General features: G+C 52.0%; 22 protein-coding genes and 1 tRNA gene. 7 read left to right on the forward strand and 16 right to left on the reverse strand.

Annotation, left to right across the window (positions count from 1 at the left end):
* The first annotated feature begins 119 nt into the window (after positions 1 to 119).
* Positions 120 to 1,556 (forward strand): magnesium transporter, encoded by a 1,437-nt coding sequence (gene mgtE, locus AC6EMZ_RS07460; RefSeq protein ID WP_498401830.1) that lies wholly within the window; start codon positions 120 to 122, stop codon positions 1,554 to 1,556.
* On the opposite strand, the gene AC6EMZ_RS07465 is transcribed toward mgtE, so the two are convergent.
* Positions 1,519 to 2,766 carry a SulP family inorganic anion transporter gene (locus AC6EMZ_RS07465; RefSeq protein WP_498401831.1) on the reverse strand — a complete coding sequence of 416 codons (1,248 nt, stop codon included), beginning with the start codon at positions 2,764 to 2,766 and terminating at the stop codon, positions 1,519 to 1,521. The two genes, mgtE and AC6EMZ_RS07465, sit on opposite strands and share 38 nt — an antisense overlap.
* A gap of 240 nt (positions 2,767 to 3,006) precedes the next feature.
* Between AC6EMZ_RS07465 and mqo the strand changes: the two genes are divergently transcribed.
* Complete coding sequence (mqo, locus tag AC6EMZ_RS07470) at positions 3,007 to 4,662, forward strand: malate dehydrogenase (quinone) (RefSeq protein WP_498401833.1); 1,656 nt, start codon at positions 3,007 to 3,009, stop codon at positions 4,660 to 4,662.
* Between the two features lie 39 nt (positions 4,663 to 4,701).
* On the opposite strand, the gene eco is transcribed toward mqo, so the two are convergent.
* Complete coding sequence (gene eco / locus AC6EMZ_RS07475) at positions 4,702 to 5,211, reverse strand: serine protease inhibitor ecotin (protein ID WP_498401834.1); 510 nt, start codon at positions 5,209 to 5,211, stop codon at positions 4,702 to 4,704.
* 207 nt (positions 5,212 to 5,418) lie between these two features.
* Here eco and AC6EMZ_RS07480 point away from each other — a divergent pair, with 207 nt between their 5' ends.
* Positions 5,419 to 5,679: a DUF2534 family protein gene (locus tag AC6EMZ_RS07480; RefSeq protein WP_498402295.1), complete on the forward strand. Its 261-nt coding sequence runs from the start codon at positions 5,419 to 5,421 to the stop codon at positions 5,677 to 5,679.
* Positions 5,680 to 5,737: 58 nt separating this feature from the next.
* Here the strand turns inward: AC6EMZ_RS07480 and AC6EMZ_RS07485 are convergent.
* From AC6EMZ_RS07485 to AC6EMZ_RS07495, 3 genes are all read right to left on the reverse strand, one after another.
* Positions 5,738 to 5,814, reverse strand: a tRNA-Pro gene (locus tag AC6EMZ_RS07485).
* Positions 5,815 to 5,885: 71 nt separating this feature from the next.
* Entirely contained in the window at positions 5,886 to 7,646 is a 1,761-nt protein-coding gene (gene yejM / locus AC6EMZ_RS07490; protein WP_498401835.1) for an LPS biosynthesis-modulating metalloenzyme YejM, read from the reverse strand.
* Positions 7,647 to 7,665: 19 nt separating this feature from the next.
* Positions 7,666 to 7,893 carry a YejL family protein gene (locus AC6EMZ_RS07495; RefSeq protein WP_498401836.1) on the reverse strand — a complete coding sequence of 76 codons (228 nt, stop codon included), beginning with the start codon at positions 7,891 to 7,893 and terminating at the stop codon, positions 7,666 to 7,668.
* Between the two features lie 134 nt (positions 7,894 to 8,027).
* Between AC6EMZ_RS07495 and yejK the strand changes: the two genes are divergently transcribed.
* Complete coding sequence (gene yejK / locus AC6EMZ_RS07500) at positions 8,028 to 9,035, forward strand: nucleoid-associated protein YejK (protein ID WP_498401837.1); 1,008 nt, start codon at positions 8,028 to 8,030, stop codon at positions 9,033 to 9,035.
* Between the two features lie 50 nt (positions 9,036 to 9,085).
* Here yejK and rplY read toward each other — a convergent pair whose 3' ends face one another.
* Both rplY and radD read right to left on the reverse strand, forming a co-directional pair.
* Positions 9,086 to 9,370, reverse strand: coding sequence for a 50S ribosomal protein L25 (gene rplY, locus AC6EMZ_RS07505; protein WP_498401838.1), 285 nt, complete (start codon positions 9,368 to 9,370; stop codon positions 9,086 to 9,088).
* 123 nt (positions 9,371 to 9,493) lie between these two features.
* Positions 9,494 to 11,254, reverse strand: a complete 1,761-nt coding sequence (gene radD / locus AC6EMZ_RS07510; protein WP_498401839.1) for a DNA repair helicase RadD — start codon at positions 11,252 to 11,254, stop codon at positions 9,494 to 9,496.
* Positions 11,255 to 11,405: 151 nt separating this feature from the next.
* Here radD and rsuA point away from each other — a divergent pair, with 151 nt between their 5' ends.
* From rsuA to AC6EMZ_RS07525, 3 genes are all read left to right on the forward strand, one after another.
* A complete protein-coding gene (gene rsuA / locus AC6EMZ_RS07515; protein ID WP_498401840.1) occupies positions 11,406 to 12,113 on the forward strand; it encodes a 16S rRNA pseudouridine(516) synthase RsuA in 708 nt (235 codons plus the stop codon).
* 15 nt (positions 12,114 to 12,128) lie between these two features.
* Positions 12,129 to 13,325 (forward strand): Bcr/CflA family multidrug efflux MFS transporter, encoded by a 1,197-nt coding sequence (locus tag AC6EMZ_RS07520; RefSeq protein ID WP_498401841.1) that lies wholly within the window; start codon positions 12,129 to 12,131, stop codon positions 13,323 to 13,325.
* Positions 13,326 to 13,658: 333 nt separating this feature from the next.
* Positions 13,659 to 14,003, forward strand: a complete 345-nt coding sequence (locus AC6EMZ_RS07525) for a YejG family protein (protein WP_498401842.1) — start codon at positions 13,659 to 13,661, stop codon at positions 14,001 to 14,003.
* Between the two features lie 3 nt (positions 14,004 to 14,006).
* On the opposite strand, the gene yejF is transcribed toward AC6EMZ_RS07525, so the two are convergent.
* From yejF to AC6EMZ_RS07570, 9 genes are all read right to left on the reverse strand, one after another.
* The gene (gene yejF / locus AC6EMZ_RS07530; RefSeq protein WP_498401843.1) at positions 14,007 to 15,596 is read right to left on the reverse strand and encodes a microcin C ABC transporter ATP-binding protein YejF; all 1,590 of its coding nucleotides are present in this window, start codon (positions 15,594 to 15,596) and stop codon (positions 14,007 to 14,009) included.
* 1 nt (position 15,597) lies between these two features.
* On the reverse strand, positions 15,598 to 16,623 hold the full coding sequence (locus tag AC6EMZ_RS07535) for an ABC transporter permease (RefSeq protein ID WP_498401844.1): 1,026 nt from the start codon (positions 16,621 to 16,623) through the stop codon (positions 15,598 to 15,600).
* Complete coding sequence (locus AC6EMZ_RS07540) at positions 16,623 to 17,717, reverse strand: microcin C ABC transporter permease YejB (protein WP_498401845.1); 1,095 nt, start codon at positions 17,715 to 17,717, stop codon at positions 16,623 to 16,625. The genes AC6EMZ_RS07535 and AC6EMZ_RS07540 overlap by 1 nt, the downstream gene beginning before the upstream one ends.
* A gap of 9 nt (positions 17,718 to 17,726) precedes the next feature.
* Complete coding sequence (locus AC6EMZ_RS07545) at positions 17,727 to 19,532, reverse strand: extracellular solute-binding protein (protein ID WP_498401846.1); 1,806 nt, start codon at positions 19,530 to 19,532, stop codon at positions 17,727 to 17,729.
* 89 nt (positions 19,533 to 19,621) lie between these two features.
* On the reverse strand, positions 19,622 to 21,178 hold the full coding sequence (gene pdeN, locus AC6EMZ_RS07550; protein ID WP_498402296.1) for a cyclic di-3',5'-guanosine monophosphate phosphodiesterase PdeN: 1,557 nt from the start codon (positions 21,176 to 21,178) through the stop codon (positions 19,622 to 19,624).
* Between the two features lie 199 nt (positions 21,179 to 21,377).
* A complete protein-coding gene (gene mepS, locus AC6EMZ_RS07555) occupies positions 21,378 to 21,947 on the reverse strand; it encodes a bifunctional murein DD-endopeptidase/murein LD-carboxypeptidase (RefSeq protein WP_498401847.1) in 570 nt (189 codons plus the stop codon).
* A gap of 412 nt (positions 21,948 to 22,359) precedes the next feature.
* Entirely contained in the window at positions 22,360 to 23,076 is a 717-nt protein-coding gene (locus AC6EMZ_RS07560; protein WP_498402297.1) for a phosphatase PAP2 family protein, read from the reverse strand.
* A 36-nt stretch (positions 23,077 to 23,112) separates the two neighbouring features.
* On the reverse strand, positions 23,113 to 24,099 hold the full coding sequence (locus tag AC6EMZ_RS07565) for a CobW family GTP-binding protein (protein ID WP_498401849.1): 987 nt from the start codon (positions 24,097 to 24,099) through the stop codon (positions 23,113 to 23,115).
* 123 nt (positions 24,100 to 24,222) lie between these two features.
* A complete protein-coding gene (locus AC6EMZ_RS07570; protein ID WP_498401850.1) occupies positions 24,223 to 25,692 on the reverse strand; it encodes a mannitol dehydrogenase family protein in 1,470 nt (489 codons plus the stop codon).
* Positions 25,693 to 25,778 lie beyond the last annotated feature (86 nt).

The following is a 25,778-nucleotide window of genomic DNA, read 5'->3' on the forward strand; positions in this document are numbered from 1 at the left end:
AACCCGGCATTCATTTCCCACAATAGCCGCTTTTTTCCCTCTATCTTTCCTCTGCTTATTATCATTTACATATCCTCGCGCTATGCTTAATGCCATCTTATTTCATGGATTAATGATTGATGTCTGTAATCACTAAAAACAGCGCAAGGGTGCGCGACCAGGAGCGCGCCCGTCTCATCTGGCTGCTCACCACTGACAAAGCCGTCACCTCGACGTTATTAGGCAAATTGACCCTGGCTGAGCAATATGATGTCGGTAAGTTATCCGACGATATTGCTGAGGTAGGGGCACTGGTTGCTCACCTGCCACCACCCGATTTGGCAGATACGCTCGAAGCATTGCCTTCGGAAGAGCGTCATGCGCTATGGCGCCTGGTTCAGGCCCATGAACGCGGGCAGGTACTGCTCGAGGCCTCCGAAAACGTTTGGGAAGATCTCATTGATGAGATGAGCGACCGCGATATTCTCGACGCGGTGCAAACGCTGGATATCGACGAACAAATCTATCTGGTACAACACCTGCCGCGTAACCTGACCGGTCGCCTGCTGGCATCGCTGCCAGCGGATGAACGCGCTCGCGTTCGTCAGGTCATGAATTACGAGAAGAATAGCGTCGGTGCGATCATGGAGTTTGAGGTGATCATGGTGCGTCCCGACGTTACGCTGGCGACCGTGCAGCGCTATTTACGGCGCCGAGGCAAGATGCCTCAGAACACCGATAAGCTGTTTGTCACGTCGCGTGATAAAACATTGCTCGGTGAACTTGAGCTGCAAACGATCCTGCTAAACAGCGCGCAGCGTCGGGTTAGCGAGGTTATGGAAGCCCAGCCGATGATCTTCTCACCGGAAGACGATGCTGAAAAAGCCGCCCGAACCTTTGAGCGTGAGAACCTGATCAGTGCCGCTGTGGTCGATTCGGTTGGCAAATTAATGGGCCGCGTCACCATTGATGAAATTGTGGATGTCGTTTACGAAGAGACCGACAACGACATGCGCGCTATGGGTGGTCTGAGTGCTGAAGAGGACGTCTATGCGCCCGTGAGTAAAGCGGTAAAAACTCGCTGGGCATGGCTCGCCGTGAATCTGTGCACCGCGTTTATTGCTTCGCGGGTGATTGACGGTTTTGAACACACGATTTCTCAGCTGGTGGCGCTGGCGTCATTGATGCCTATTGTCGCAGGAATTGGCGGCAATACAGGAAACCAAACCATCACCATGATCGTGCGTGCGCTGGCGCTGCAACATATTCAGCCGGGCAACTTCTCTTTCCTGATCTTCAGAGAGATGGGGGTGGCGCTGATTAACGGTTTGGTCTGGGGCGGGATAATGGGCTGCGTGACCTGGTGGCTGTATGACGATATGGCGCTGGGTGGTGTGATGACTCTGGCGATGGTGCTCAACCTGCTGATGGCCGCGGTTATGGGGGTCATTATTCCCCTCACGATGATCAAGCTTGGGCGCGACCCCGCGGTGGGGTCGAGCGTGATGATTACCGCCATTACCGATACTGGCGGCTTCTTTATTTTTCTTGGTCTGGCGACGATTTTCCTGATGTAGCGGCGTGTTTATGGTTGAGGCGGGAGGGAATAATCACCATCACGACGATCCCGCCCAGCACGCCAATCGCCAGGTTACCGGTTGAGACGGTAGCCGCCACGGTGATCAACATCACGACCGTTTCGGCTATTGGCGCGCCTTTCACCGTAGCAGGCTGAATGCTGTGCCAGTTAAAGGTTTTGAACGCCACAATCGCCATAATCCCGGCCAGCACTGCCATGGGGATCTTAGCCATCACTTCGCTTAGCCCGGTGACCAGGACAAGCAGCACCAGACCGGCGGCAATAGTCGAAACGCGGCTGCGACCTTTGCCCATTTCAACGTTGACGATAGTTTGACCGATCATTGCGCAACCGGCGATACCACCGTAAATCCCGGACATCATGTTAGCGACACCCAGCCCAATACTTTCACGACGTTTGTTGGACGTCGTTGCCGTGAGTTCGTCCACCAGTTTTGCCGTCAACAACGACTCCATCAGGCCAACAAACGCGATGCTTAACGCACAGGGCCAGATGATGCTCAAGGTGTGCAGATTTAACGGAACCAACAGTTGCGTAAAACCAGGCAGACCGCCGCTCATCGAGCCTTCGTCACCAACGGTTGGCAGAATTTGCCCACTGAACACGGTGAACAGAGTCAGCAGAACAATCGCAATGAGCGGGGACGGCACGCTTTTGATAACGCGCGGCGCCCACAGCACAATCAGCAATGTCAGTACGAACAGGCCGATAATCAGCGGCTCTTTACTCCAGAAATGGGGAACCTGAGCGAAGAAAATAAGAATCCCCAGGGCGTTCACGAACCCTGTCATGACCGACTGCGGAATAAAGCGCATCAGTCGCGCCATTCCCAGCACCCCAAACAGAATCTGGATAACGCCGGCGAGTAAGACGGCGGGAAGGATGTACTGAACACCGTGCAGATGCACCATCGGGCCGATAACCAGTGCGACAGACCCCGCAGCGGCAGTCACCATTGCTGGACGACCGCCCATAACGGAAAGCGCCAGGCACAACACCACCGACGCAATCAGGCTTACTTTTGGGTCAACGCCTGCGATAACAGAAAATGAAATCACTTCGGGGATCAACGCCAGCGCAGTAATAACACCGGCCAGCGTTTCACGCATAAACAGTTTTGGCGAGCGCAGCACGCTTGCGACGCGGCTATCTTCAGGCGTCAGGTGAGAAGAGTGTGGTAATGACATAAAATTCGCAGGTTTGGGCAGGCATCCGTGCGCGCGATCACAAAGTGCAGCATAGTAGCCAGAAAAGAGGCTCTTTGCCAGTCGGTAAAATAATATCCTTATAAACAACACATCATTAAATTTCACAATTACAATAATTTCGTAACCTTTAAACACCATTTAAAAGTTGCTACCGTTGCCCCGCAGTTTATTTCACCTGCAATTTCCACAAAAAATTCGATAACAAGTAAGGCATAAATGATGAAAAAAATGACTGCCATGCTCTTTTCTATGGCTGTGGGGCTAAACGCCGTCTCTTTGACCGCGATGGCTGATGCGCCGAAAGAGCAGGAAACGGATGTCCTTTTAATCGGCGGCGGCATCATGAGCGCCACTCTGGGTACGTATCTGCAAGAATTACAACCAGACTGGTCGATGACCATGGTTGAACGTCTTGATGGCGTAGCAAAAGAGAGCTCAAACGGCTGGAACAACGCCGGTACGGGTCACTCGGCACTTATGGAACTGAACTATACACCGCAGAAAAAGGACGGTTCCATTAGTATCGAGAAGGCCGTGGAGATCAACGAAGCTTTCCAGGTTTCGCGTCAGTTTTGGTCCCATCAGGTTAACAGCGGCGTCATGCACGATCCGCACTCGTTCATCAATACCGTGCCGCACATGAGCTTTGTCTGGGGCGAACAGAACGTCAATTTCCTGCGCGCGCGCTACGCGGCATTACAGCAGAGCAGCCTGTTCCGTGGCATGAAATATTCAGAAGATCATGCCCAGATTAAAGAGTGGGCACCGCTGGTCATGGAAGGGCGTAACACGAATCAGAAAGTGGCGGCAACCCGCACTGAGATTGGTACTGACGTTAACTACGGTGAAATCACCCGTCAGCTGGTAAGCGCGTTGCAGAAAAAAGATGATTTCAATCTGCAACTCAGCACCGAAGTGCGTGGTTTTAAGCGCAACGCGGATAACAGCTGGAGCGTGACCGTTGCCGATCTCAAAAATAACGAAGCGGAACATGTTATCAAGGCGAAGTTTGTCTTTATCGGAGCAGGTGGTGCTGCGTTAAAACTGCTGCAAGAATCCGGTATTCCTGAAGCAGACGACTATGCGGGCTTCCCGGTTGGCGGCCAGTTCCTGGTGTCCGATAACCCAGAAGTTGTGAACCGTCACCTGGCGAAGGTTTACGGTCAAGCCTCTGTGGGTGCGCCACCGATGTCCGTGCCGCACATTGATACACGTATTCTTGATGGCAAGCGCGTGGTGCTGTTTGGACCTTTCGCAACCTTCTCCACCAAATTCCTGAAAAATGGCTCTCTGTGGGATCTGCTGAGCTCAACCACAACCTCAAACTTTATGCCAATGGTTGACGTGGGTCTGGATAACTTTGATTTGGTGAAATATCTGCTGAGCCAGGTGATGCTGTCTGACGACGATCGTTTTGCGGCTCTACAAGAGTATTATCCGCAGGCGAAGAAAGAGGACTGGCGTTTGTGGCAGGCAGGCCAGCGTGTTCAGATAATCAAACGCGATCCAAAAGAGGGTGGTGTTCTGCGTCTGGGTACCGAAGTGGTCAGTGACAAAGACGGCACAATTGCGGCGCTGTTGGGAGCATCACCGGGCGCATCTACTGCTGCACCTATCATGCTGCATTTGATGGAAAAAGTGTTCAAAGACAAAGTTGCCAGCCCTGAGTGGCAGGCAAAGCTGAAAACGATTATTCCTTCTTATGGCACCAGGCTAAATGGTAACGTCGCAGCGACGGAACAAGAGCTGGAGTTCACCAGCCACGTTCTGCAGTTGAAATACGACAAACCGCAAGCCGCCGACGTTGCGCCACAGGCCCAACCGCAGGCAAAACCTCAGCCGGACGCTAAACCGGTCGCGGATATCGCGCTCTGAGTTTAAAAAAGGCCGGGTTATCGCAACCCGGCCTTTTTTCTAACGCACGACGGCGTTGTGGATTTTCTCTTCTGCCTTCCAGACGCGATATTTCACGTCAATATTCTCAGGCGTATAGACCACGATCGGCAGTTTGCTGTTGTAGCGAAGCAGGCTGTTGTCGCCCAGATAAGCCGTCACAAACTTCTGCGTTTTCTGGCCATCCGGACAAGCCATCATGGTAGAGGCCGGGGAGGTCACATTACCAAAAACGTAATAGTCGTAACCCCAGCCTTCCAGCGTTTTACTTTCCAGTTTGCCACCCAGACGATGCAGGTTGCAGTCCACTTCAAGGTTCTGACCAATCAGCAGCTCCACCTTAAATCCTGACTCATCTTCCTGAGCCGGCAGTTGGATGACCTGGCGCTTCATTCCCTTTTCAGCCTGCGGATAGGGCGCAATCTTTTCCAGCGGCTGGACTTTCTGTTGTTCACTGGCAAAAGCGCTGGTGCTCATGCAGGCAGCGGCGAGAAGGGCAATGGCAAATTTAGGTGCGTTTTTCACAGTCATTCCTTTTATGTCAAACGTTCTGGGCAAGATTAGCATAGCGCACTTTGTGAAGGAGATTGATTTACCTATTTTTTCACTTTGCGTGGTGAATTTAACTGCTTGTTTAGCGCATGTTTAGAGGTAAATGCTGCTCTGGAACGCAGGGCGCGATCGTGTTAGGGTTAGCGGCAAATAATGTTATTCATCTGTAAAGGGAAGAGAGACATGATGGTTCGCGCAAAGCTTAAAACGCCTGAAGGCCGCAAATTCTTATTGGCGCTTTTCGTTGTGTTTTTGATTGCAGCCGCTGGAGTGGGGCGAGCAACCATTGTTGGCGTGATTGAGCAATACAACATTCCGCTCTCGGCATGGACCACCAGTATGTTTGTGCTGCAGTCGGCAATGATCTTTGTCTACAGCCTGGTCTTTACCGTACTGCTTGCGATACCGCTGGGAATTTATTTCCTCGGTGGAAGCGATAAGCAGTAAGCTTAATGGTGATACAAAAAAACCAACCTCAAGAGGTTGGTTTTTTTATGGAGTATTTTGGTCGGCACGAGAGGATTTGAACCTCCGACCCCCGACACCCCATGACGGTGCGCTACCAGGCTGCGCTACGTGCCGACGCGTAAAATAATCCTACCCGTTTCCACTCTGAATGCAAGGGGTTACGGCGCTAATTGATTTATTATTAATCAGTTAGCGATGAAGCGTTTCTCATCCGTCAGTACCTGCAACAGCAAACTCAACTGCGGTTTTTGGTCGTGAATCTTCTCACCCTGCAGATTGTACGTCTGATAATTACCATTACTGTTCAGGACTAACGTCAGAACCGGTGTCGTCACCGCAAGCGTATGGCTACTCGCCGCGGTGACCCAGTTGTGACGACGTACTGGGCTAAACAAATCCTGACCCTGAGAGTATTCGTTCGCTGGCGTGCTCACGTGCAGCAGACGTTGCATCAACGTGGTCATCACATCTTTATGATCGGTCAACATGCTAATGCGCTGGGCAGGTGTACCCGGCCAGTGGATAACCAGTGGGACGTGCAGGTTAGGGCGCGACCAACTGATACTCTTGGTTTCGTCACCCAACGGCACACCATGACCGGCGGTAATAATGACCACCGTATTATCCAGTTTGCCTGACTGTCGTAACGCATCCAGAACGCGTGCTATTTGTGCGTCTACATCGCCAGCGGCACGGCTGTAACGGCGGGTAAAGCCTTTCTGATTACTGTCATCAAGCGTGGTGCCGTTAAACGCGACCCAGGAGAACCAACGGTTATCTTCCTGTGCGTAGCGATTAAGCCAGTTTACCCATTGACCCGCTGTTTTTTCGTCAGACTGACTCTGCGGGCTAGGGAGCGAGAAGTCTGACAATAAAGCCTGACGATAAAGCGGGCTGCTAAAACCATCTGATGAGAAAAGACCCAGCTGATAGCCCTGCTGATTCAGTGATGTAATCAGTGCTGCAGGCGTACGTGAAGACAGAACACCATCCATGTAGCTTGCCGAGATACCGTAGAACAGGCCGAAGATGCCAGCGTCGGTGTTGTTACCCGAACTCATATGCTGCGTGAAGTTAATATTGTTATCAGCAAATTCAGCCAATGCAGGCATTTGCTTCTCGTAGCGAGAATAGTTCAGACCATCGACGGTGATTAACAGAACGTTCTGGCCTTGTCCCATATCGCGATAGCGCAAATCGCTCAGCGGATATTGAACCGAAACGGCCTCTGGATTGCCTTGCTCGACCAGCCGACGCTGATATTCCTGCGCGTCCAGCAGACCGTGTTTTTCGAGGAAGCGGCGCGCCGTCATCGGATAGGAAAGCGGCAAATTGGCTCGCTGCATGGTAATCGGGCGATAGAAATTTGCATCCGCCCAAATGTACATCACGTGCGAGCTGATAAACGCCACGAAGAACAGCGCGGCGACAGGTTTTGCGTAGTGACGACGGCGCGTCAGGCTACGGAGTTTTTGCCAACTCCATGTGGCAAACAGCATTTCAATCAGCAGGATAATGGGCACGCTGATAAACATCAGCTGCCAGTCACGTGCGGTTTCGTTCTGGTCGGGGTTAATCACCAGTTCCCAGACGATAGGATTAAGATGCAGGTGGAAACGGGTAAAGACTTCGCTGTCGATAAGCAGCAGCGTCATGCCCGCAGTGGCAAGGATCGCGGATAAAAACCGCATCAGCCGCTGCGACATCACGATAAATGTCAGCGGAAACAGAATCAGCAGATACGTGGCAAAGACTAAAAAGCTAAAGTGCCCAACAACGCTTATCCAGGAGTAGATACGCCCGGTTAGCGTCGTCGGCCAGTCGGCCACGAACAGATAACGGCTGCCAAGCACCATGCCCAACAAAATGTTGAACAAGGCAAACCAGTGCCCCCAGCTAACCATCTGGGAGACTTTTTCGCGGTAGCGCTGACGATTCGTTACCATAAACTGTTGTTCGTTTCCCTTAATGCGCCCGATCGTTGCTAACCGAGGACTGCAAAGCCTGAGCGAAAGATTTTACAATCGCCTGACGTTGAGCGGGTGCAACGCTGGTATTGATAAGGTTGGTAACCATATTTCCCAAAACCATCAGGGAAAGATCGGTCGGTGTTTTGTGTTTTTCCAGTACGTTGGCCAGCTCACTGAGCAGTTGTTCAACGTGTTCATCACTATAGCGGGAATGTTGTGGCATAAATCAAAATCAGTTTGTTGATGAAAGGGCAACATATTACCGTAGCAGTAGCTTTTTTTCCCCTTTTTTATCTTCTGTTGCACACATCCGTTGGTGGTGGTTGAATACCGCCCGGTCTTAAAGGAGAGTTTATCATGAGTCTGGATATCAACCAGATTGCCTTGCACCAGCTTATCAAGCGCGATGAGCAAACCCTGGAGCTGGTGCTGCGCGATTCGTTACTTGAACCAACGGCAACCGTCGTGGACATGATGGCGGAATTACACCGCGTCTATAGTGCCAAAAATAAAGCGTATGGCATGTTCACCGAAGAGAGTGAACTGGCACAAAGTCTGCGCCTTCAGCGCCAGGGCGAAGAGGATTTTCTCGCATTCAGCCGGGCGGCAACCGGGCGTCTGCGTGACGAACTGGCAAAATACCCGTTTGCGGATGGCGGCATCGTGCTGTTCTGCCAGTACCGTTACCTGGCGGTAGAATATTTGCTGGTCACAGTACTGAATAACCTGAGCAGCATGCGTGTGAATGAGCAGCTCGACATTAGCTCCACGCATTATCTGGATATCAACCACGCGGATATCGTGGCGCGCATCGATCTGACCGAATGGGAAACCAATCCTGATTCGACCCGCTACCTGACCTTCCTGAAAGGGCGCGTTGGACGCAAAGTCGCGGACTTCTTTATGGACTTCCTCGGTGCCAGCGAAGGCCTGAACGCGAAAGCGCAGAATAAAGGTTTACTGCAAGCGTTGGATGACTTCACCGCTGAGGCACAACTTGATAAATCTGAGCGTCAGAACGTGCGTCAGCAGGTTTACAGCTATTGCAGCGAGCAGTTGCAGGCTGGCGAAGAGATCGAGCTGGAATCGCTGTCTAAGGAGCTGGCAGGCATCAGCGAAGTCAGTTTCCAGGCGTTTACCGCAGATAAGGGCTACGAGCTGGAAGAGAGCTTCCCCGCGGATCGTAGTACGCTGCGCCAGTTAACCAAATTTTCCGGCAGCGGCGGTGGCTTAACCGTCAATTTTGATGCGATGTTGTTGGGCGAACGCATCTTCTGGGATCCGGCCACTGATACGCTGACCATTAAAGGTACGCCACCGAATCTGCGCGATCAGCTCCAGCGCCGCACGTCCGGCAGCAAATAGCAGACATAAAAAAACCCCGCAATGCGGGGTTTTTCTCAACTTGTTGGCGATTAAGCGCGAACGAAGTCGACGTGAGACAGTTTTGGCTTGAACGGGTGACGCTGAACAGCCTGAACTTTCACTTTTTCTTCTTTACCATCGAAAACGATAGTCAGAACTTCAGTGTAGAACCCTTCTTTAGTCTGCTGGTTCCAGACTTTGTCCTGGTCCAGTTCGATAGCAACTGGAGCGGCATCGCCACCATAAATGATAGCCGGGAACTTGTTAGCTGCGCGCAGGCGGCGGCTCGCACCCTTACCCTGCACATTACGAACTTCTGCATTGATAGTGAACATTGATTTCTCTCTGTATATAAGTCCTGCAACAGGCGACCCAGCAGCAGGTGAGTGTTCTGCCTCACGGATGTGAAGCGGGCGGCATTTTATACTCAAACGCACTTCACATCAATGAAAAGTGCCTTAACCCCGCAATTCATTGGCCCGGCGAAAACGTCCTTCATAGTCGAATACCTTCTCGCGCACCTGCCAGAACTGGCCTTTTTTACGGGCGACAACGAAATCAGGGTGGCGAAGGAGGACCTGCTGATGAACGATGTCCGCCACGGTAATCCAGCGCAGCGGTACGCCAGGTGTACGAGTATGCGGGCGAATAAACAGTTGCTCAAACGCGGTACGCTGGGCGGGGGTTTGCAGCCGAAAACGCTCGCTGACGTCCGCGCCATCTTCATCGTAATAGGTTATCTTCAGCCACTCGCCTTTGTCATCAGCCCCTGGCTGAAGCACCATGCCTGAACAGCGCAGCACCAGCGCGTCTTTTAGCTTAAGCGCCGCCTTCAGCATGTCATCAGGATCAACCAGTACGGTGTCGCATTCCCGGCAACGACGAGCGGCAATGTCATTTTCGGCATTGCACTGTGGGCAGTTTTTAAAGCGAAAACGGTAGTCGCACTGTTCACGATGACCGTCATCGTCTTCAAACCAGCCCTGGCAGCGACGACCAAAATGCTCGATAAGCGTCCCCTCGGCGGTGGTTTTGCCCCAAAACGTATTGGCAAACCCGCAGCCAGGGCAAAAAACCTGCACCGGAACATTACCGCTTTTCCCTTTCGGGGTGCCAACTTCCGGGGAATACAGATCGTGCGGGTTGCCCGCGTAGTCCAGAATCAGGCAGTCCGTTTTACCTGGCGCAAGCCGTAACCCGCGTCCGACAATCTGCTGATACAGGCTCACGGATTCCGTCGGGCGTAAAATGGCAATCAGATCGACGTGCGGGGCGTCAAAGCCGGTAGTGAGTACCGAGACGTTAACCAGATAACGGAACTGCTGGGCCTTGAAGGCTTCGATCAGGGCGTCACGTTCCGGACCTGGCGTTTCACCGGTAATCAATGCAGCGTCATTTTTCGGCAGCAGGCCGGTAATTTCACGGGCGTGTTCAACGGTCGCGGCAAAAATCATCACCCCTTTGCGCGTCTGGGCGAACTCTTCAATCTGGCTGATGATATGCGGCGTGATGCGTTGCTGTTTTTTTAGCTCCAGATTCACGTCTGCTTCGCTAAACAGCCCATTGCTCTGCGCCTGTAAACGGCTGAAATCATACTGCACAACGGGCATGTCCAGGCGTTCGGGCGGGGTTAAATACCCGTGTTTAATCATGTAGCGAAGCGGCAGTTCATAAATGCAGTCGCGAAACAGTGCTTTTTCATCACCGCGAACCATCCCGTGATAGTGAAACTGATAAATCCAGCCTTTGCCCAGACGAAACGGGGTGGCAGTCAGTCCTAACAGTCGGACATGAGGGTTGACGTCCTTCAGGTGAGTCAGGATCTGCTGATACTGGCTGTCGTCGTCATCACTGATGCGATGACATTCATCGATAATCAGCAGGGAAAATTCACTGCGAAAAAGTTCAAGATTGCGCGCCACCGACTGGACGCTGCCAAATACCACTTTCCCATGACTCTCTTTGCGTTTCAGCCCGGCTGCGAAGATATCGGCTTCCAGCCCAAGCGCGAGATATTTCGCGTGGTTTTGCGCCACCAGTTCTTTCACATGCGCCAACACCAACACGCGTCCACGAGCCAGGCGAGCGAGCTCGGCGATCACCAGGCTTTTCCCGGCTCCAGTCGGGAGCACAATGGCAGCAGGTTCTTTGTGTTTGCGAAACCAGGCGAGGGTGGCGTCAACCGCTTCCTGCTGATAGGGGCGAAGTGTAAAAGTCATGGGGTCTCGATTTTGTTATCTCGCACATAGTATGCCACGAAACTTTTTCCCTTGAGTGGCGCAATCAGACCGTTATACTGGACAGTTCTCGACTGCTTCTTTTTCGGACATGTTGTCCGACTTCCAGCACCATTAAGGCTAAAAAGATTTCATGCGACTTGATAAGTTTATCGCTCAGCAACTCAGCGTCAGCCGCGCTATTGCCGGGCGCGAAATTCGCGCCAGCCGCGTTACCGTGGACGGCGATATTGTACGCGACAGTGCTTTCAAACTTCTGCCTGAGCACGAGGTAGAGTTCGACGGTAATACGCTGACCCAGCAAATCGGCTCACGCTATTTTATGCTCAATAAGCCGCAAGGCTACGTCTGTTCAACGGACGATCCCGATCATCCAACGGTGCTTTATTTCCTCGATGTACCTGTGGCGCATAAGCTGCATGCGGCAGGGCGTCTGGATATCGACACCACCGGCCTTGTGCTGATGACCGACGACGGCCAGTGGTCGCATCGTATTACTTCCCCGCGCCATCACTGCGAAAAAACCTATCTGGTGACGCTTGAATCACCGGTTGCGGATGACACGGCGGAGCAATTCACGCGTGGCGTTCAGTTGCATAATGAAAAAGATCTGACCAAACCGGCGGTGCTTGAAGTCATTACCCCGACTGAAGTCCGCTTGACCATTATTGAAGGCCGTTACCATCAGGTGAAGCGCATGTTCGCTGCGGTAGGCAATCGTGTTATTGGCCTGCACCGCGAACGTATCGGCGGAATCACGCTCGACCTGGATCTCGACCCGGGTGAATATCGTCCGCTTACGGAAGAAGAAATTGCCAGCGTTGGCATGCCTACACGCTAATTTCAGGAGCTAAATGTGACCACCAGGCCACACTCATCGTTCAGCATTGTTTTTATCCTTGGCCTTCTGGCCATGCTGATGCCGCTGTCTATCGACATGTACTTGCCCGCGCTGCCGGTGATCTCCGCGCAGTTTGGCGTACCGGCGGGCAGCGCGCAAATGACCCTCAGCACCTATATCCTCGGCTTTGCCGTGGGACAGTTGCTGTACGGCCCGATGGCGGACAGCATTGGACGTAAGCCAGTCATTCTTGGCGGTACGCTGGTGTTTGCCGCAGCGGCAGTGGCCTGTGCGCTGGCACAAACCATCGACCAACTGATCGTGATGCGCTTTTTCCATGGTCTGGCGGCGGCTGCAGCGAGCGTGGTGATCAACGCCCTGATGCGTGATATCTACCCGAAAGAAGAGTTCTCTCGCATGATGTCGTTCGTCATGCTGGTGACCACTATTGCGCCTTTGATGGCGCCGATGATAGGTGGGGCGGTGCTGGTCTGGTTTAGCTGGCACGCCATATTCTGGATTCTGGCGATTGCAGCTCTGCTGGCATCAGCGATGATCTTCTTCTTTATTGATGAAACCTTGCCGGTTGAACGTCGGCAGAAGTTTCACATTCGTACCACGATCGGTAACTTCGCCTCGCTGTTTCGTCATAAGCGTGTGTTGAGCTATATGCTGGCGAGCGGATTCAGCTTCGCAGGAATGTTCTCGTTCCTGAGCGCGGGACCATTTGTCTATATCGAGATTAACCACGTTTTGCCTCAGCATTTTGGTTATTACTTTGCGCTGAATATCGTTTTCCTGTTCGTCATGACCATCATAAATAGCCGCTTTGTGCGACGTGCTGGCGCGATAAACATGTTCCGTGCAGGTCTGTGGATCCAGTTTGTGATGGCGATATGGATGGTGTTGACGGCCTTCTTCGATGTCGGTTTTTGGGCGCTGGTCGTGGGCGTTGCTGCATTTGTTGGCTGCGTATCGATGGTCTCTTCGAATGCGATGGCGGTCATCCTTGATGAGTTCCCTCATATGGCTGGCACCGCTTCCTCGCTGGCGGGTACGTTCCGCTTTGGCATCGGGGCCATCGTCGGGGCGTTGCTATCCTTAGCGACGTTTAACACCGCCTGGCCGATGATCTGGTCAATTGCATTTTGTGCGACCTGCTCGATAATCTTCTATCTGTACGCCAGTCGGCCGAGAAAATCGGCAACTTAATATCAATAAGGGGCTTAAGAGGCCCCTTTTTTTGATACGTATCAACCAAACCGACGTTTGTTTACCCCATGTTTGTTTCTTTTATGTAAAATCTATTTATGTAAAAAGTCACATCATTGTAGTTAAAAAGGTTGAGTTAGATCGCAGAAACGGGTACATATAGCGCCAAAGCGAGCCTGTAACTCACAAAATAACGCCCTCAAAAACGAGACCCTATAGCCCTTAACATAAGGCGGGGTGTGGTTTTTCAGCAAAACAAGGGCAGGTTTGCAACGATGTGTTACTATAAATGTAAATAAATTGTGAAGTAAATTGAGCTTCCGGGGAACGAACGTGAATACATTACAACTCTCCATTGTCCATCGTCTGCCGCAGAGCTATCGCTGGTCGGTCGGTTTTGCAGGTTCGAAAGTTGAACCGATTCCGCAAAATGGCCCAAACTCCGATAATTCCCTTGTTGCGCTTAAATTACTGAGCTCGGACGATGAGAATGCGTGGCCGGTAATGGAACGGCTGAGCCAGGCGCTGACTGATATCGAGGTCGTAAGCTCGGTGCTGGAGTGCGAAGGCGAGCCTTGCTTGTTCGTTAGCAGCCAGGATGAGTTTGCCGCAACCTGCCGCCTGAAAAACTTTGGCGTCGCTATCGCCGAGCCGTTTTCCGGACAATACCCTTTCTAAGCGTCAGCGTAGCGCTAACAGCTGGCGCGTATAGTCCTGAGTTGGTGCGGCAAAAACCTGCTGACATTCACCTTGCTCAACCACTTCCCCTTCACGCAACACGATAACCTGATGGCAAAGTGCGCGCACAACCTGCAGATCGTGGCTGATAAAAATATACGCTAACCGGTGCTTATGCTGTAACCCCTTCAGCAGGGCCAGGATCTGCGCCTGGACGGTTTTATCGAGCGATGATGTCGGTTCATCAAGAATAATCAGTTCAGGCTTCAAAATAAGCGCCCGGGAGATAGCAATTCGCTGACGCTGCCCGCCCGAAAATGCGGCGGGATAACGAAAGCGGGTTTGCGGATCCAGCCCCACTTCTTCCATCACACGGATAACTTCCTCTTCACGCTGGTGGGCACTAAGCTCAGGCCGATGCACGCGTAAACCCTCCTCAACGATTTGTAAGACGTTGAGCCGGGGATTGAGCGACGAGTTGGGATCCTGAAAGACGACCTGCATACGGTGGCGTACAGGCAGCATTTGACGGCGATTCCAGTCATGCAGCGGTTTTCCATCAAACAAAATGGAGCCTTGCGACGCGATCAAGCGCAGCAGCGCCAGGCCAGTGGTACTTTTACCCGAACCCGATTCTCCCACCAGACCGAGCGTTTCGCCCGGACGCAACGTAAAGCTGACGTTCTTAAGGACCACATTTCGACTAGCCTCCCGCCGGAAAATACCTTTCCTGACCGGGAAAGATACCGCGAGGTTCTCGACGTTTAGCAGCGGCACGCTATTTGACGGTAACGGGACAGGATCGCCAGACGGTTCGCTGTCGAGCAAACGTTGTGTGTAGGGATGCTGAGGTGCATGGAATAAAGCTCTTGCCGTATTCTGCTCGACGCAGCGGCCGTTTTGCATCACCGCAACGTTGTCGGCGAGTTTTCTGACTATGCTCAGGTTGTGGGTGATAAACAGCAGGCTCATATTGAGCTCATCGCGCAGTTCACGCAGTAATTGCAGGATTTGCGCTTGCACCGTGACGTCCAGCGCGGTGGTTGGCTCGTCGGCAATCAGTAATTCCGGGCGCGTCAGCAGCGCCATGGCGATCATCACGCGCTGACGCTCTCCGCCAGAGAGCTGATGTGGAAAGTCCGTCAGCCTTTTGGCGGCGTTACGAATGCCCGTACGTTCCAGGCAATCCAGTATTTCGCCCCGCGCGGCCTCTTTACGTATGCCGCGATGCAGTGAAAGCACTTCATACAGCTGTTTTTCCAGAGTATGCAATGGGTTGAGCGACACCATTGGCTCCTGGAAAATCATCGCAATTTTATTGCCACGCACGCCGCGCAGCGTGTGCTCGTCGGCATGCAGCAAAGACTGACCGTGAAAAAGAATATCTCCCTGCGGATACACCACAGGTGGAGATGGAAGCAGGCGGAGGACCGAAAGGGCGGACACGCTCTTACCAGAGCCGGACTCTCCTACCAGCGCCAGCGTCTCACCCGCCTGAATCTGTAGGGATAAATCGCTCACCACTTCGCGCGTTTCCCCTTGCTGGGTAAAGGCGATGGACAGATTATTGATACTGAGAAGGGGCTGCGTCATCTTATATCGCCTTGTTGGGGTCGAAGGCATCGCGTACCGCTTCGCCAATAAATATCAGTAATGAGAGAAGCATCGCGACCGAAATAAACGCCGTAATACCCAACCATGGCGCCTGAAGATTATTTTTGCCCTGCAGTAATAGCTCGCCCAGCGACGGTGAACCCAGCGGTAAACCAAAGCCGAGAAAATCGAGTGAGGTGAGGGTGGTAATGGAACTACACAAAATAAATGGCAAAAAGGTCAGCGTCGCCACCACGGCATTCGGCAACATATGACGAAAAATAATGCCACGGTCGCTAACGCCAAGCGCCTGCGCTGCCCGAATATAGTCGAAGTTACGGGTTCGCAAGAATTCTGCGCGCACCACGCCTACCAGCGCCATCCACCCGAAGAGAACCGTTATTCCCAGCAGCCACCAAAAGTTAGGCTGCACCACGCTTGAGAGCAAAATGATTAAGAACAGGGTCGGCATCCCGGACCAGACTTCAATAAAACGTTGTCCCCATAAATCTACTTTCCCGCCGTAATACCCCTGAATCGCACCGGCGACAACGCCCATGACGCTGGAAAACAACGTCAGCATGAGTCCAAACAGAATTGAGATCCGCGTACCGTAAAGAATGCGCGCCAGCACGTCTCCACCGTTGGCATCCGTTCCAAGCCAGTTTTGTGCGGAAGGGGCAGAAGGGAAAGGAGTCGTGGTAGCAAAGTTAATGCTGTTGGCACCAAACCTGATGGGAGCCCATATTGCCCAACCGTGGTTATCAATCCGATCGCGAAGCCAGGGATCCTGATAGTCGGCCGGTGTTGCAAACGGCCCGCCAAAATCACTTTCGCTGTAGTTGGTGATAACCGGCATGTACCAGCGATCGTTGAAATGAACCAGCAAAGGCTTGTCGTTGGCGATCAGCTCTGAAAAGAGGCTCAGTACAAACAAAACGGCAAAAATCCACAGCGACCAGTAGCCACGGCGATTATGGCGAAAACGAGCCCAGCGGGCCTGGTTGACGGGGCTTAAACGCGGCATCAGCGGCCCTCAAAATCGATACGAGGATCGACCAGCGTATAGCTGATATCACTGATGATATTAAGCAGCAGGCCAATCAGGGTGAAAATATACAGCGTGCCGAACATCACGGGATAATCGCGCGACACCGTGGCTTCGTAGCCGAGCAGGCCCAGCCCGTTAAGGGAGAACATCACCTCAATCAGCAGCGAACCGGTAAAGAACATACTGATAAAAGTCGCAGGGAAACCGGCAATCACCAGCAGCATGGCGTTACGAAAAACGTGTTTCCACATAATCTGTTTTTCGCTTACGCCTTTTGCGCGTGCGGTGACCACATACTGCTTACGAATCTCGTCAAGGAACGCGTTTTTGGTGAGCATGGTCAGCGCCGCGAATCCGCCAATCACCGTGGCCAGCACCGGCAGGGTTATGTGCCAAAGATAGTCGGTGATTTTTTGATACCAGGGCAGTGAGCTAAAATCGGCCGACACCAGCCCGCGTAGCGGGAAGATATCGAAATAGCTGCCACCCGCAAAAAAGACAATGAGCAACACGGCAAACAGAAACGCTGGTATAGCATAGCCAATGATGATGAAAGTACTGCTCCAGATATCGAATCGGCTGCCATTATATACCGCCTTACGAATACCCAACGGTATCGACACCAGGTAGATAATGAGCGTTCCCCACAACCCCAGGGTAATGGATACCGGCAGACTGTCTTTGATGAGCTGTAGCACGGATGCACTGCGGAACAGGCTGTTACCGAAATCAAAGCGGATATAATCCCACAGCATTTTGAAATAACGCTCATGGATCGGTTTATCAAAGCCGTATCGCTGGGTAATCTCGGCGATCACCTCGGGATCTAACCCGCGTCCTCCGCGATAGTTGCTTTCACTAATATTGCCGATTCCGGTTTGCGCATGGCTGGCGCGCAGACCTTCGCCGCCTGCGCCTGGCAAGCCGTTACTATGACCAAATTCAATAGCAGCGATGGCCTGATCCACCGGGCCACCGGGCGCGATTTGCACGATAAAAAAGTTAATGGTGATAATGGCCCACAGCGTCGGGATAATCAGCAGTAAGCGTCGAATCAGATAAGCGCCCATGTTTATTCCTTAACGCCGTTCTGCGGGCAGTTTTGCGGCTTTATTGACGTCATACCACCAGTTATCGAATCCCAGTGAATAGATCGGACGGATAGACGGCAGCGAGAATTTATCCCAGCGGGCCAGGCGGTCCTCCCCCATATACCACATCGGCAGCATGTAATAATTCCAGGTTAGCACGCGATCGAGCGCACGTCCGAGAGGTAATAGTTTGTCTTTGTCACCCTGAGCGGCAATGATTTTGGTTATCAGCGCATCGATAGCCGGACTTGCAACGCCTGGTGCGTTATAGGTCGAGTTAATATATTCAGACGCCCATGATATACGCAATTGAGTGCTTGGCCACGGTTGGGCCTCCCACAGACGGGGCATCATGTCGTAATCGCGATTACGCATGCGGTTGGTGATTTGCGCATTATCTATCTGGCGAATATCAACGGTGATCCCCAGACGTGCCAGATTATGCTGGAACGGAAGGACCCACTGATTGTTGCCCCCTGAAGAGAGCAACAGCTCAAAACTGAGCGGTTTCCCGGTTTGGGTATTGATTCGCTTCTGGTTTTTTAACACCCAGCCAGCCTCATCCAGTAGTGTGCTGGCTTTTAACAAATTGTCGCGATCGTATCCATCACCTTTCGAGGTAGGAGGCTCAAAGATGCTGGTAAAAACTTCGGGTGGAACTTCGGCTTTTAGAGGGGCAAGCAAGGTCAGTTCCGCCGCATCAGGGTACTGACGGGCAGCATATTCGGTATTTTGAAAGTAGCTATTGGTCCTGCTGTATGCACCATAAAACAGCGCTTTGTTCATCCAGTCAAAATCAAAGGCAAGGGTAATCGCCTGACGCACACGCCTGTCGGCAAAAAAGGGGCGTTGGATATTAAAGGCCAGCCAGCGCGTATCCTGAGCCGACTCATTTTTCTGTGCTTCTTTTACGATGTAGTGGTTGGCAAAGTTCTTGCCTACATAACGAGTCGCCCAATTCTTGGCGCTCACTTCCTGGCGTAAATCGAACGCCCCAGCCTTAAAGGCCTCAAAGGCGACGTTATCATCGAGATAGTAATCGTAGCGGAGGGTATCGAAATTCCAGCGACCGCGATTCACCGGCAGATTTGCCGCCCAATAATCTTTAACGCGGGAATAAACCACGTATTGGCCCATTTTCCAGCTGGTGATGCGGTAGGGACCACCCGCCAGCGGAGGCGTAGAGAGGGGATCGCTCAGCTTATGATCCTTCCAGAACGATTCCGGCATGACCGGCAGCGAGAACAGGCTCAGCATGCTCTCTTTGCTTGGATCTGCCAGTTCAATGCGTACGGTGAGCGGGGCGATCGCTTTGACGGTTGTGCCTTTAAACACCAGACGAAACTGCGGCACACCTTCGGTCATAAATTTATGGAAGGTAAAGGCAACATCGCTGGCTTTAACTGCAGAGCCATCATGAAAACGGGCGTTGGGGTTAAGCGTGACTTCCACCCAGGAGAAATCATCGGCATAGCGTGCCATCTCCGCGACCAGCGGATAATAGCTGCCGGGTTCATCGTCTGAGGTGACAAAGAGGGTGTCATACAGCGAGTCAGTTCGCTCAGCGGCTACACCGCGAAGGGCGAAACGATTGAAATTGTCAAAAGTACCCAGCGAGGAAAGCGTGACGTTTCCCCCTTTCGGGGCTGCGGGATTGACGTAGTCAAAGTGGCTGAAATTGGTCGCATACTTTGGCTCACCCAGCACGGCGAACGCGTAGCTCTCTTTAATGGTTTGCGCCTGGCACGTCAGGCTGATGAACGTCAGCAACATCAAAACGAAGCGCATTAACATTTCGCAGCGTATCCCTCTTTTATCCTGACCCACTGGCAGCGGGACATTGGTTAAGCTGAATCATAAGTGACGAAGCTGCCGTTGTGAAATTATTCACTGTCCTTTAGGAAATCTGGCTGCCATTTAATAAAGTGGGCCAATGGCATGGGACGGCTAATCCAGTAGCCCTGTAAAAAGTTAACTCCGTGCTCACGCAGCCAGGCGGCTTGCTCAGGCGTTTCTACGCCTTCGGCAACGGTCGCCATATTCAGCCTTCTGGCAAGCGTCAGCACCGCGTCCAGCACCGGAGAGGTCACGGTTTCTGTGCCAATAGCGTTAACAAAACCGCGATCGATCTTTAAATAGTCCATCGTAAAGCGTTCAAGATAAATCAGCGCGCTGTGTCCGGTGCCAAAATCATCTATTGCTACCTCAAAACCTTCATGATGGAGCCATTCAAACAGGGGGACGGCTTCATACTGGTTAATCATGTCGCGCTCGGTAATTTCCAGCACTAGCTGGAAATGGTCCGGAGGCAGCGATGCCGCGAGTTTGCGCATGTCTTCTTTAAAACTGTCTGCATGCAAATGGCCAGGAGCAATGTTGATGCCTAACTTCGCGCCGGCAGGGAGTACGGTTTGCAGAAGCGGAGCATCACGAATAATCAGCTCAAACAGATGCAGTGTCAGGGGGACAATCAGCTTTTGCGCTTCGGCGAAGTTGATAAATGCATCCGGTGGGATCTCACCCGCGCCCGGATGCCGCCAGCGCATAAGCACCTCAACACCCGTCATCTTCAGTTCTTTAGCATCCACGACAGGCTGATAAACCACATAAAACTGACCGCGCTTAATAGCGGTCAAAATCTCTTTACCGGGATGAAGACGGATGGTGAGGATGTAAAAAGAAAGCGTCCCTGCGGCAATTCCGCAAATCAGGCCGAAGAAAAGGGCAAACAATATTTCGTCAGTCGTCCACCGGTCTGCGTAAAGCTTAAGCGTTAACGGTACGCTTTTGAGGGTTGCTGCGCGAACCGGCGTTTCATGCAGATCGCTCACGCTAACTAACTGGCCAGACGAGGTTAAGAGCGCTGTATCGCCAATAATCAGCGCCATCCCTCTGAATTCATCCTGCCGCGAGGTATGGCGTATATAAGGCATCAGAGTGATATTGATAGAGGCAAACACGCCGCCATCTTTGACCAGCGGGTTGCGATACCAGATTGCGATTGCGGGTTTGTTCGGTAGCATTGGCGTACCGGATAAAAGCGCCATGTCGATCGATTTATCGATATGCAGTTGCGGCATGAGTTCTTGCATGGGCGCAAACATTCCGCCCGTCGCAGAAGAGCAAAATGCCGTTTTATCTCTAACCAGCAAAAAGGCGCGGACGTTGACGCTAAACGCGGCACTTGAGGTCAGCTCTCCGCTAACGTCTTCGCAATTATTGAGAGTAAGCGGCTGGAGGCTGTCAATGGTGCTTTTGAGCTCGTCAAAATAGCTTTCCATGTAGATGCGCAGGTCAACAATACGCGTGTCGAGTGTCTCTGCCCGCTTATGGTAGCTCAAAAAAAATTGCAACATACCGCAGAGCAGGGCGATGAATATCCCTGCGAGAATGCTGCCTGTCAGAATTTTACGGCTGTTTGAAAAGTAGCGGGTGAACATAAACGTCATTGTTCCTGAAGGGCCTGAGATCCATCGGGGCGGCTAAACTTACGTGTTTACAAGACTATAGTCTGGTTTAAGGTACCCAGTGATATTTAATAAATGGGTGTCTGACGATTGGCAGGCGAAAAAAAACACCGCCGAAGCAGTGCTTTTTTTATCATGTTGTCAGCCAAGGGATAACCGACAACACGATAGGCTAACTGCGGCTCAGAACGCGACGCGCTTCGTTGTAGCGCTTCTTCCAGTAAGGCTCGTTCATGCTGGAGATCATCACACCGCTGCTGGTGGACGCATGTACAAACTGGTCATTGCCGATGTAAATCCCAACGTGACGACCCGTTGAACCCGCACGGAACAGAACCAAATCGCCAGTACGCAGTTTCGTACGCGAAATGGATTTACCCATTTCCTGCTGTTCATAAGTTGAACGCGGAAGGTCTAATCCAAATTGCTCACGGAATGTACGCTGTACGAAACCGGAACAATCAATACCTTTTTTAGTGCTGCCGCCAAGGCGGTAACGCACACCTTTCCAGTCAGCATATTGATCCATAATTCGGGACTTAACGTCCAGATTACGCACCATATTTTCAAATTCATCCTGAGAGGCTTGCAGTGACGAGGCATCTTCCATGCCCACAACACGCGTCTCAGGATGCATATTCCTGGCGGTATTTGTCGAACTACATGCAGACAGCAGTACCGCTACTGCTATTGCCGGGATTCCCCGCAAGATATATCTCAAAATCGGTTGAGATTTGACCATGTTGATTATTTTCCCTTGAAGTCCTTAACGATAAAATTCGTTATAAAAATGCCAAACGTGACGAGACTAAATATCTGCGCACAATGAGACAATTCTTTATGGTCAAATCTGTGGTCTAACGCACAAACTTATTCACCCTGAGAATAATTATCTCTGTGAGGCAAAACGAGTTCGAGATTAACCGATTGCCTTAGTCATTGCGAGTAAAAATATCCATTTTTTTATAAGAAATTGTGATAGTGAAAGTGATTAACCGGGATTGGACATAAAGGTGTTAATTTAGGTTAAAGAACGCACAACGCATTCATTTATATAATGAATAGTATTACAAGAAGATGACATCTGAGGGAGTAATTGAGGGGAAGCCAGGCAGGGATCGAAAATGATCCCTGATGGATGGTGTTAATTTTGGTTAGTTATTTGTTTTAATTTTGTTGCGTCGACCTGGCAGATAGCGATCGAAAACGGCAATCAAACGGTCGGACAACGGGGTCATTAAGCACCACGGCAGACCAATTAATACGGCAGAAAGAGAGCCGACGGCAATATCAGTCAGCCAGTGCGCGCCAATCATTACGCGCGGGAAGGCGAAAACTACAACAATCATCAGACCAATAAAGAAGGCTTTTTTGCCGAAATAACGCAGCATGAATGCTGAAAAAATAAGCAGCATCATTCCATGATCGCCAGGGAAACTGTCTTTCGATGCATCCTTGGTGGAGATGTGCAGTAATTCACTGACGCGGTAAACATCGGGGAAAGAGAGCGTTGGGCTGGAACGCTTAACCGGCATCAGCCCCTGCGCCAGCTGATTAATCACCACGGCGGTCAGCAGCATCACCAGGCCGATGATGATTATCCTGCGACGACCTGTGGCATCTTCTTTGAGCCAGAACGAGAGCATCAGGCCGCCCATTGCCAGCAGAGAGCAGCCGTCAAAGGCACGATTGTTGGTGATTGCCACCAGCCACAAGAATGCCTGGCTCTTTACCAACTGTTGGTTGAAGAAGTGAAAGATGCCGGTGTCCAGTGGCAACCAGAAGCCATGGTTGGCGGGCAAAAACCAGGACAAAAACAGCGCCAGGCCGGCAGCATTAAGCAATAAAATCAGCGGAATTCGTTTAATCATCATCATCTAAATAAGGCAGTTTAGTCGAGGGCAACGTTAATCGCCCGAACTTAAACGAAGCGTCAACAAGCTGGCCTGAAGTGCGTTCCAGTCGGTGTTAACCGCACTAATTAACTCTATTCGACTGTCCGGTGGGGCAACATTTTGCGTTTCTATGAAGAAATCCTGCCCTTGACGGTTGATCCGCACCAGTCCATCTGGCGTGCGCATGATGCCTTTAACGCGCTCGACGGGCGCAAGCCTTGCCCACTCCAGAATACCGATTGTGTCAAAGCGAGTATCGGCATCAAAGATCCAGCCGCAGGCCTGATGGCCCTGGCCGCTATTCAGGCTGCGACGCCATCGCTGATGCTCCGGCAGGCTCAAGGCCGCCAGTCCTTTTTTGTTAGCATGATGATGGGAATGTGCCGCGCTCGCGGGGAGTTCCGCAGAATTTAGTCGAGGCAGATCAAGCAGAGCATTATCGATGCAACCCTGCGTGGTCTGAACAAACTGGCGGTCGTTGCCAGCGTGCTGCCACCAGCGCTCAAACGCTTCGCGGCTCTCCTGGGTGGCACGGTCGGCTTTATTCGCCACGATAATATCGGCCGAGGCCAGCTGGTCGCGGAAATTGTCATTCTGCACCGCTTTTTCATCAAGCAGCTGGCGAGGATCAAGGATACACAGCGTGGCGCGCAGATCGATCCACGGTTCATAAACCGGTGCGGTAAGCAGATCGAGGATCTGCTTAGGGTGACCTAATCCAGTGGGTTCAATGATCAAACGGTCGGGCTTTCCCTGACGCAGCAGTGTATTCAACCCGACCTGCATCGGTAATCCATTGACGCAGCACATACATCCGCCCGGGATTTCCTTAACCAGCGCGCCACTGTCGGCAAGCAATGCGCCATCAATACCGATTTCGCCAAATTCATTCACCAGCACAGCCCATTTTTCGGACGGGTCTTTATTTGCGAGTAGGTGCAGGATTGAGGTGGTTTTACCGCTACCGAGAAATCCGGTTACCAGGTTGGTTTTGGTCACGTGAGCTCCAGGAAAAAGGATAATGCGATGACAATTATCCGTAATCCTGGCGAAAAAGAACAGCAATGGGAAGGGGGAGGGCGAACGCGGAGCTACGTTGTTCGCCTTTAAACGCAAAAATCGTTAAATCGCCAGAGTGTCAATAATGGCCTGACGCGCACCGCGCTGGGCAATCAGCTGGTAAGCATGATTTACGGCTTCGACAAACTGCGGATTGGCAGGTAAATCGGTGCCGAATATTTCCGACAGCATCAGCAGCGCATTGACTCGCTCATTATCGTGGCTGGTTTCCACGCTGGCACGAATTTTATCGCTAAGCGGATCGCGAATATCAATGGCATTGCCCTTATCATCCACGCCGTTCACGTAGCGCATCCATCCCGCAACGCCGAGCGCCAGAAGCGGCCAGGCACTTTCACGCTGTAAATGCACCCGTACGCCTTCCAGCATCCGCTGGGGCAGTTTTTGACTGCCGTCCATTGCGATCTGCCAGGTGCGATGCTGCAACGCCGGGTTGGCAAAACGGGCGATCAGGCTATCGGCATAAGCTGTCAAATCAACGTCGGTGATACGCAGCGTCGGCGCTTGCTCGTCGAGCATTAAACGGCGGGCCGCATCGCGAAAGGCGTCATCTTCCATACATTCATTTATATGGGCGTAACCGGCAAGATAACCCAGATAGGCCAGAAACGAGTGACTGCCGTTAAGCATCCGTAGTTTCATCTGCTCCCACGGCAGGACGTCCTGCACCATTTGCACGCCTGCGATTTCCCACTCCGGGCGACCAGCAACAAAATTGTCTTCAATGACCCACTGGATAAACGGCTCACAGCTGATGGCGCAGGGGTCGTCGATTCCGTTCAGCTCCTGGGCGATTTCTGCCAAAGACGCCTCGGTTGCGGCGGGCACAATCCGGTCCACCATCGTACCGGGGAAGCTCACGTGAGAGGCAATCCACTCCGCTAACTGCGGATCGCGCTTTTCAGCCATGCCGAGCACGGCATTTTTCACGACATGTCCGTTGTCCGGAATGTTATCGCACGACAACACCGTGAAGGGGGGCAAGCCACGCTCACGTCGACGGTACAAGGCCTCAACAAGAATACCAGGCGCGGAGTGCGGCTCTGTCGGATGTTCCAGGTCGTGAACAATGCGCGTATTTTGCGTATCCAATGCTCCGGTTGCCGGATCAATGCAGTAGCCTTTTTCGGTAATCGTCAAAGAGACAATCGCCACCTGCGGTTCACAGAATTTCTCTATGATGGCCGCCAACGAATCGAGTTTTACATTCAGACATTCGTGCACCGCCCCGACGATAATCGGCTGATGACCTTCTGCTCCTTTTTCCAGCACCGTATACAGGTGGTTCTGGGCGCGGAGCTGACTCATGAGCACGTCACCGCTGAACAGACTGATCTCGCAGATACCCCAGTCGCCGCCTTTAGCGTTCAACACGCGATTTGTTAACAGCGCCTGATGCGCGCGATGAAAAGCCCCGAAGCCAAGATGGACAATACGAGAGCGCAGCTGCTGGCGATCGTAACGCGGCTGTTGAACGTGGGAAGGGAGTGAGGCGGAAGCGATTGTCTTCATGAAATACACACCTGATTAACCATTAATTAACAACGCCAGTGTAAAGTTATATGACAGCAAATTAAATTGGTATGCCGTAAATATCC

It is taken from the genome of Enterobacter sp. SCRI0065 (assembly GCF_059766475.1).

Bases quoted from the DNA above. Each gene is read 5' to 3' on its own strand.
- rsuA (WP_498401840.1), top strand. From the start codon at position 11,406: ATGCGACTTGATAAGTTTATCGCTCAGCAACTCAGCGTCAGCCGCGCT.
- yejK (WP_498401837.1), top strand. From the start codon at position 8,028: ATGAGTCTGGATATCAACCAGATTGCCTTGCACCAGCTTATCAAGCGC.
- AC6EMZ_RS07560 (WP_498402297.1), bottom strand. From the start codon at position 23,076: ATGATTAAACGAATTCCGCTGATTTTATTGCTTAATGCTGCCGGCCTG.
- AC6EMZ_RS07495 (WP_498401836.1), bottom strand. From the start codon at position 7,893: ATGCCACAACATTCCCGCTATAGTGATGAACACGTTGAACAACTGCTC.
- yejF (WP_498401843.1), bottom strand. From the start codon at position 15,596: ATGACGCAGCCCCTTCTCAGTATCAATAATCTGTCCATCGCCTTTACC.
- yejM (WP_498401835.1), bottom strand. From the start codon at position 7,646: ATGGTAACGAATCGTCAGCGCTACCGCGAAAAAGTCTCCCAGATGGTT.
- AC6EMZ_RS07465 (WP_498401831.1), bottom strand. From the start codon at position 2,766: ATGTCATTACCACACTCTTCTCACCTGACGCCTGAAGATAGCCGCGTC.
- AC6EMZ_RS07480 (WP_498402295.1), top strand. From the start codon at position 5,419: ATGGTTCGCGCAAAGCTTAAAACGCCTGAAGGCCGCAAATTCTTATTG.
- mqo (WP_498401833.1), top strand. From the start codon at position 3,007: ATGAAAAAAATGACTGCCATGCTCTTTTCTATGGCTGTGGGGCTAAAC.
- AC6EMZ_RS07545 (WP_498401846.1), bottom strand. From the start codon at position 19,532: ATGTTAATGCGCTTCGTTTTGATGTTGCTGACGTTCATCAGCCTGACG.
- AC6EMZ_RS07535 (WP_498401844.1), bottom strand. From the start codon at position 16,623: ATGCCGCGTTTAAGCCCCGTCAACCAGGCCCGCTGGGCTCGTTTTCGC.
- mgtE (WP_498401830.1), top strand. From the start codon at position 120: ATGTCTGTAATCACTAAAAACAGCGCAAGGGTGCGCGACCAGGAGCGC.
- AC6EMZ_RS07540 (WP_498401845.1), bottom strand. From the start codon at position 17,717: ATGGGCGCTTATCTGATTCGACGCTTACTGCTGATTATCCCGACGCTG.
- radD (WP_498401839.1), bottom strand. From the start codon at position 11,254: ATGACTTTTACACTTCGCCCCTATCAGCAGGAAGCGGTTGACGCCACC.
- eco (WP_498401834.1), bottom strand. From the start codon at position 5,211: ATGACTGTGAAAAACGCACCTAAATTTGCCATTGCCCTTCTCGCCGCT.
- AC6EMZ_RS07570 (WP_498401850.1), bottom strand. From the start codon at position 25,692: ATGAAGACAATCGCTTCCGCCTCACTCCCTTCCCACGTTCAACAGCCG.
- pdeN (WP_498402296.1), bottom strand. From the start codon at position 21,178: ATGTTCACCCGCTACTTTTCAAACAGCCGTAAAATTCTGACAGGCAGC.
- rplY (WP_498401838.1), bottom strand. From the start codon at position 9,370: ATGTTCACTATCAATGCAGAAGTTCGTAATGTGCAGGGTAAGGGTGCG.
- mepS (WP_498401847.1), bottom strand. From the start codon at position 21,947: ATGGTCAAATCTCAACCGATTTTGAGATATATCTTGCGGGGAATCCCG.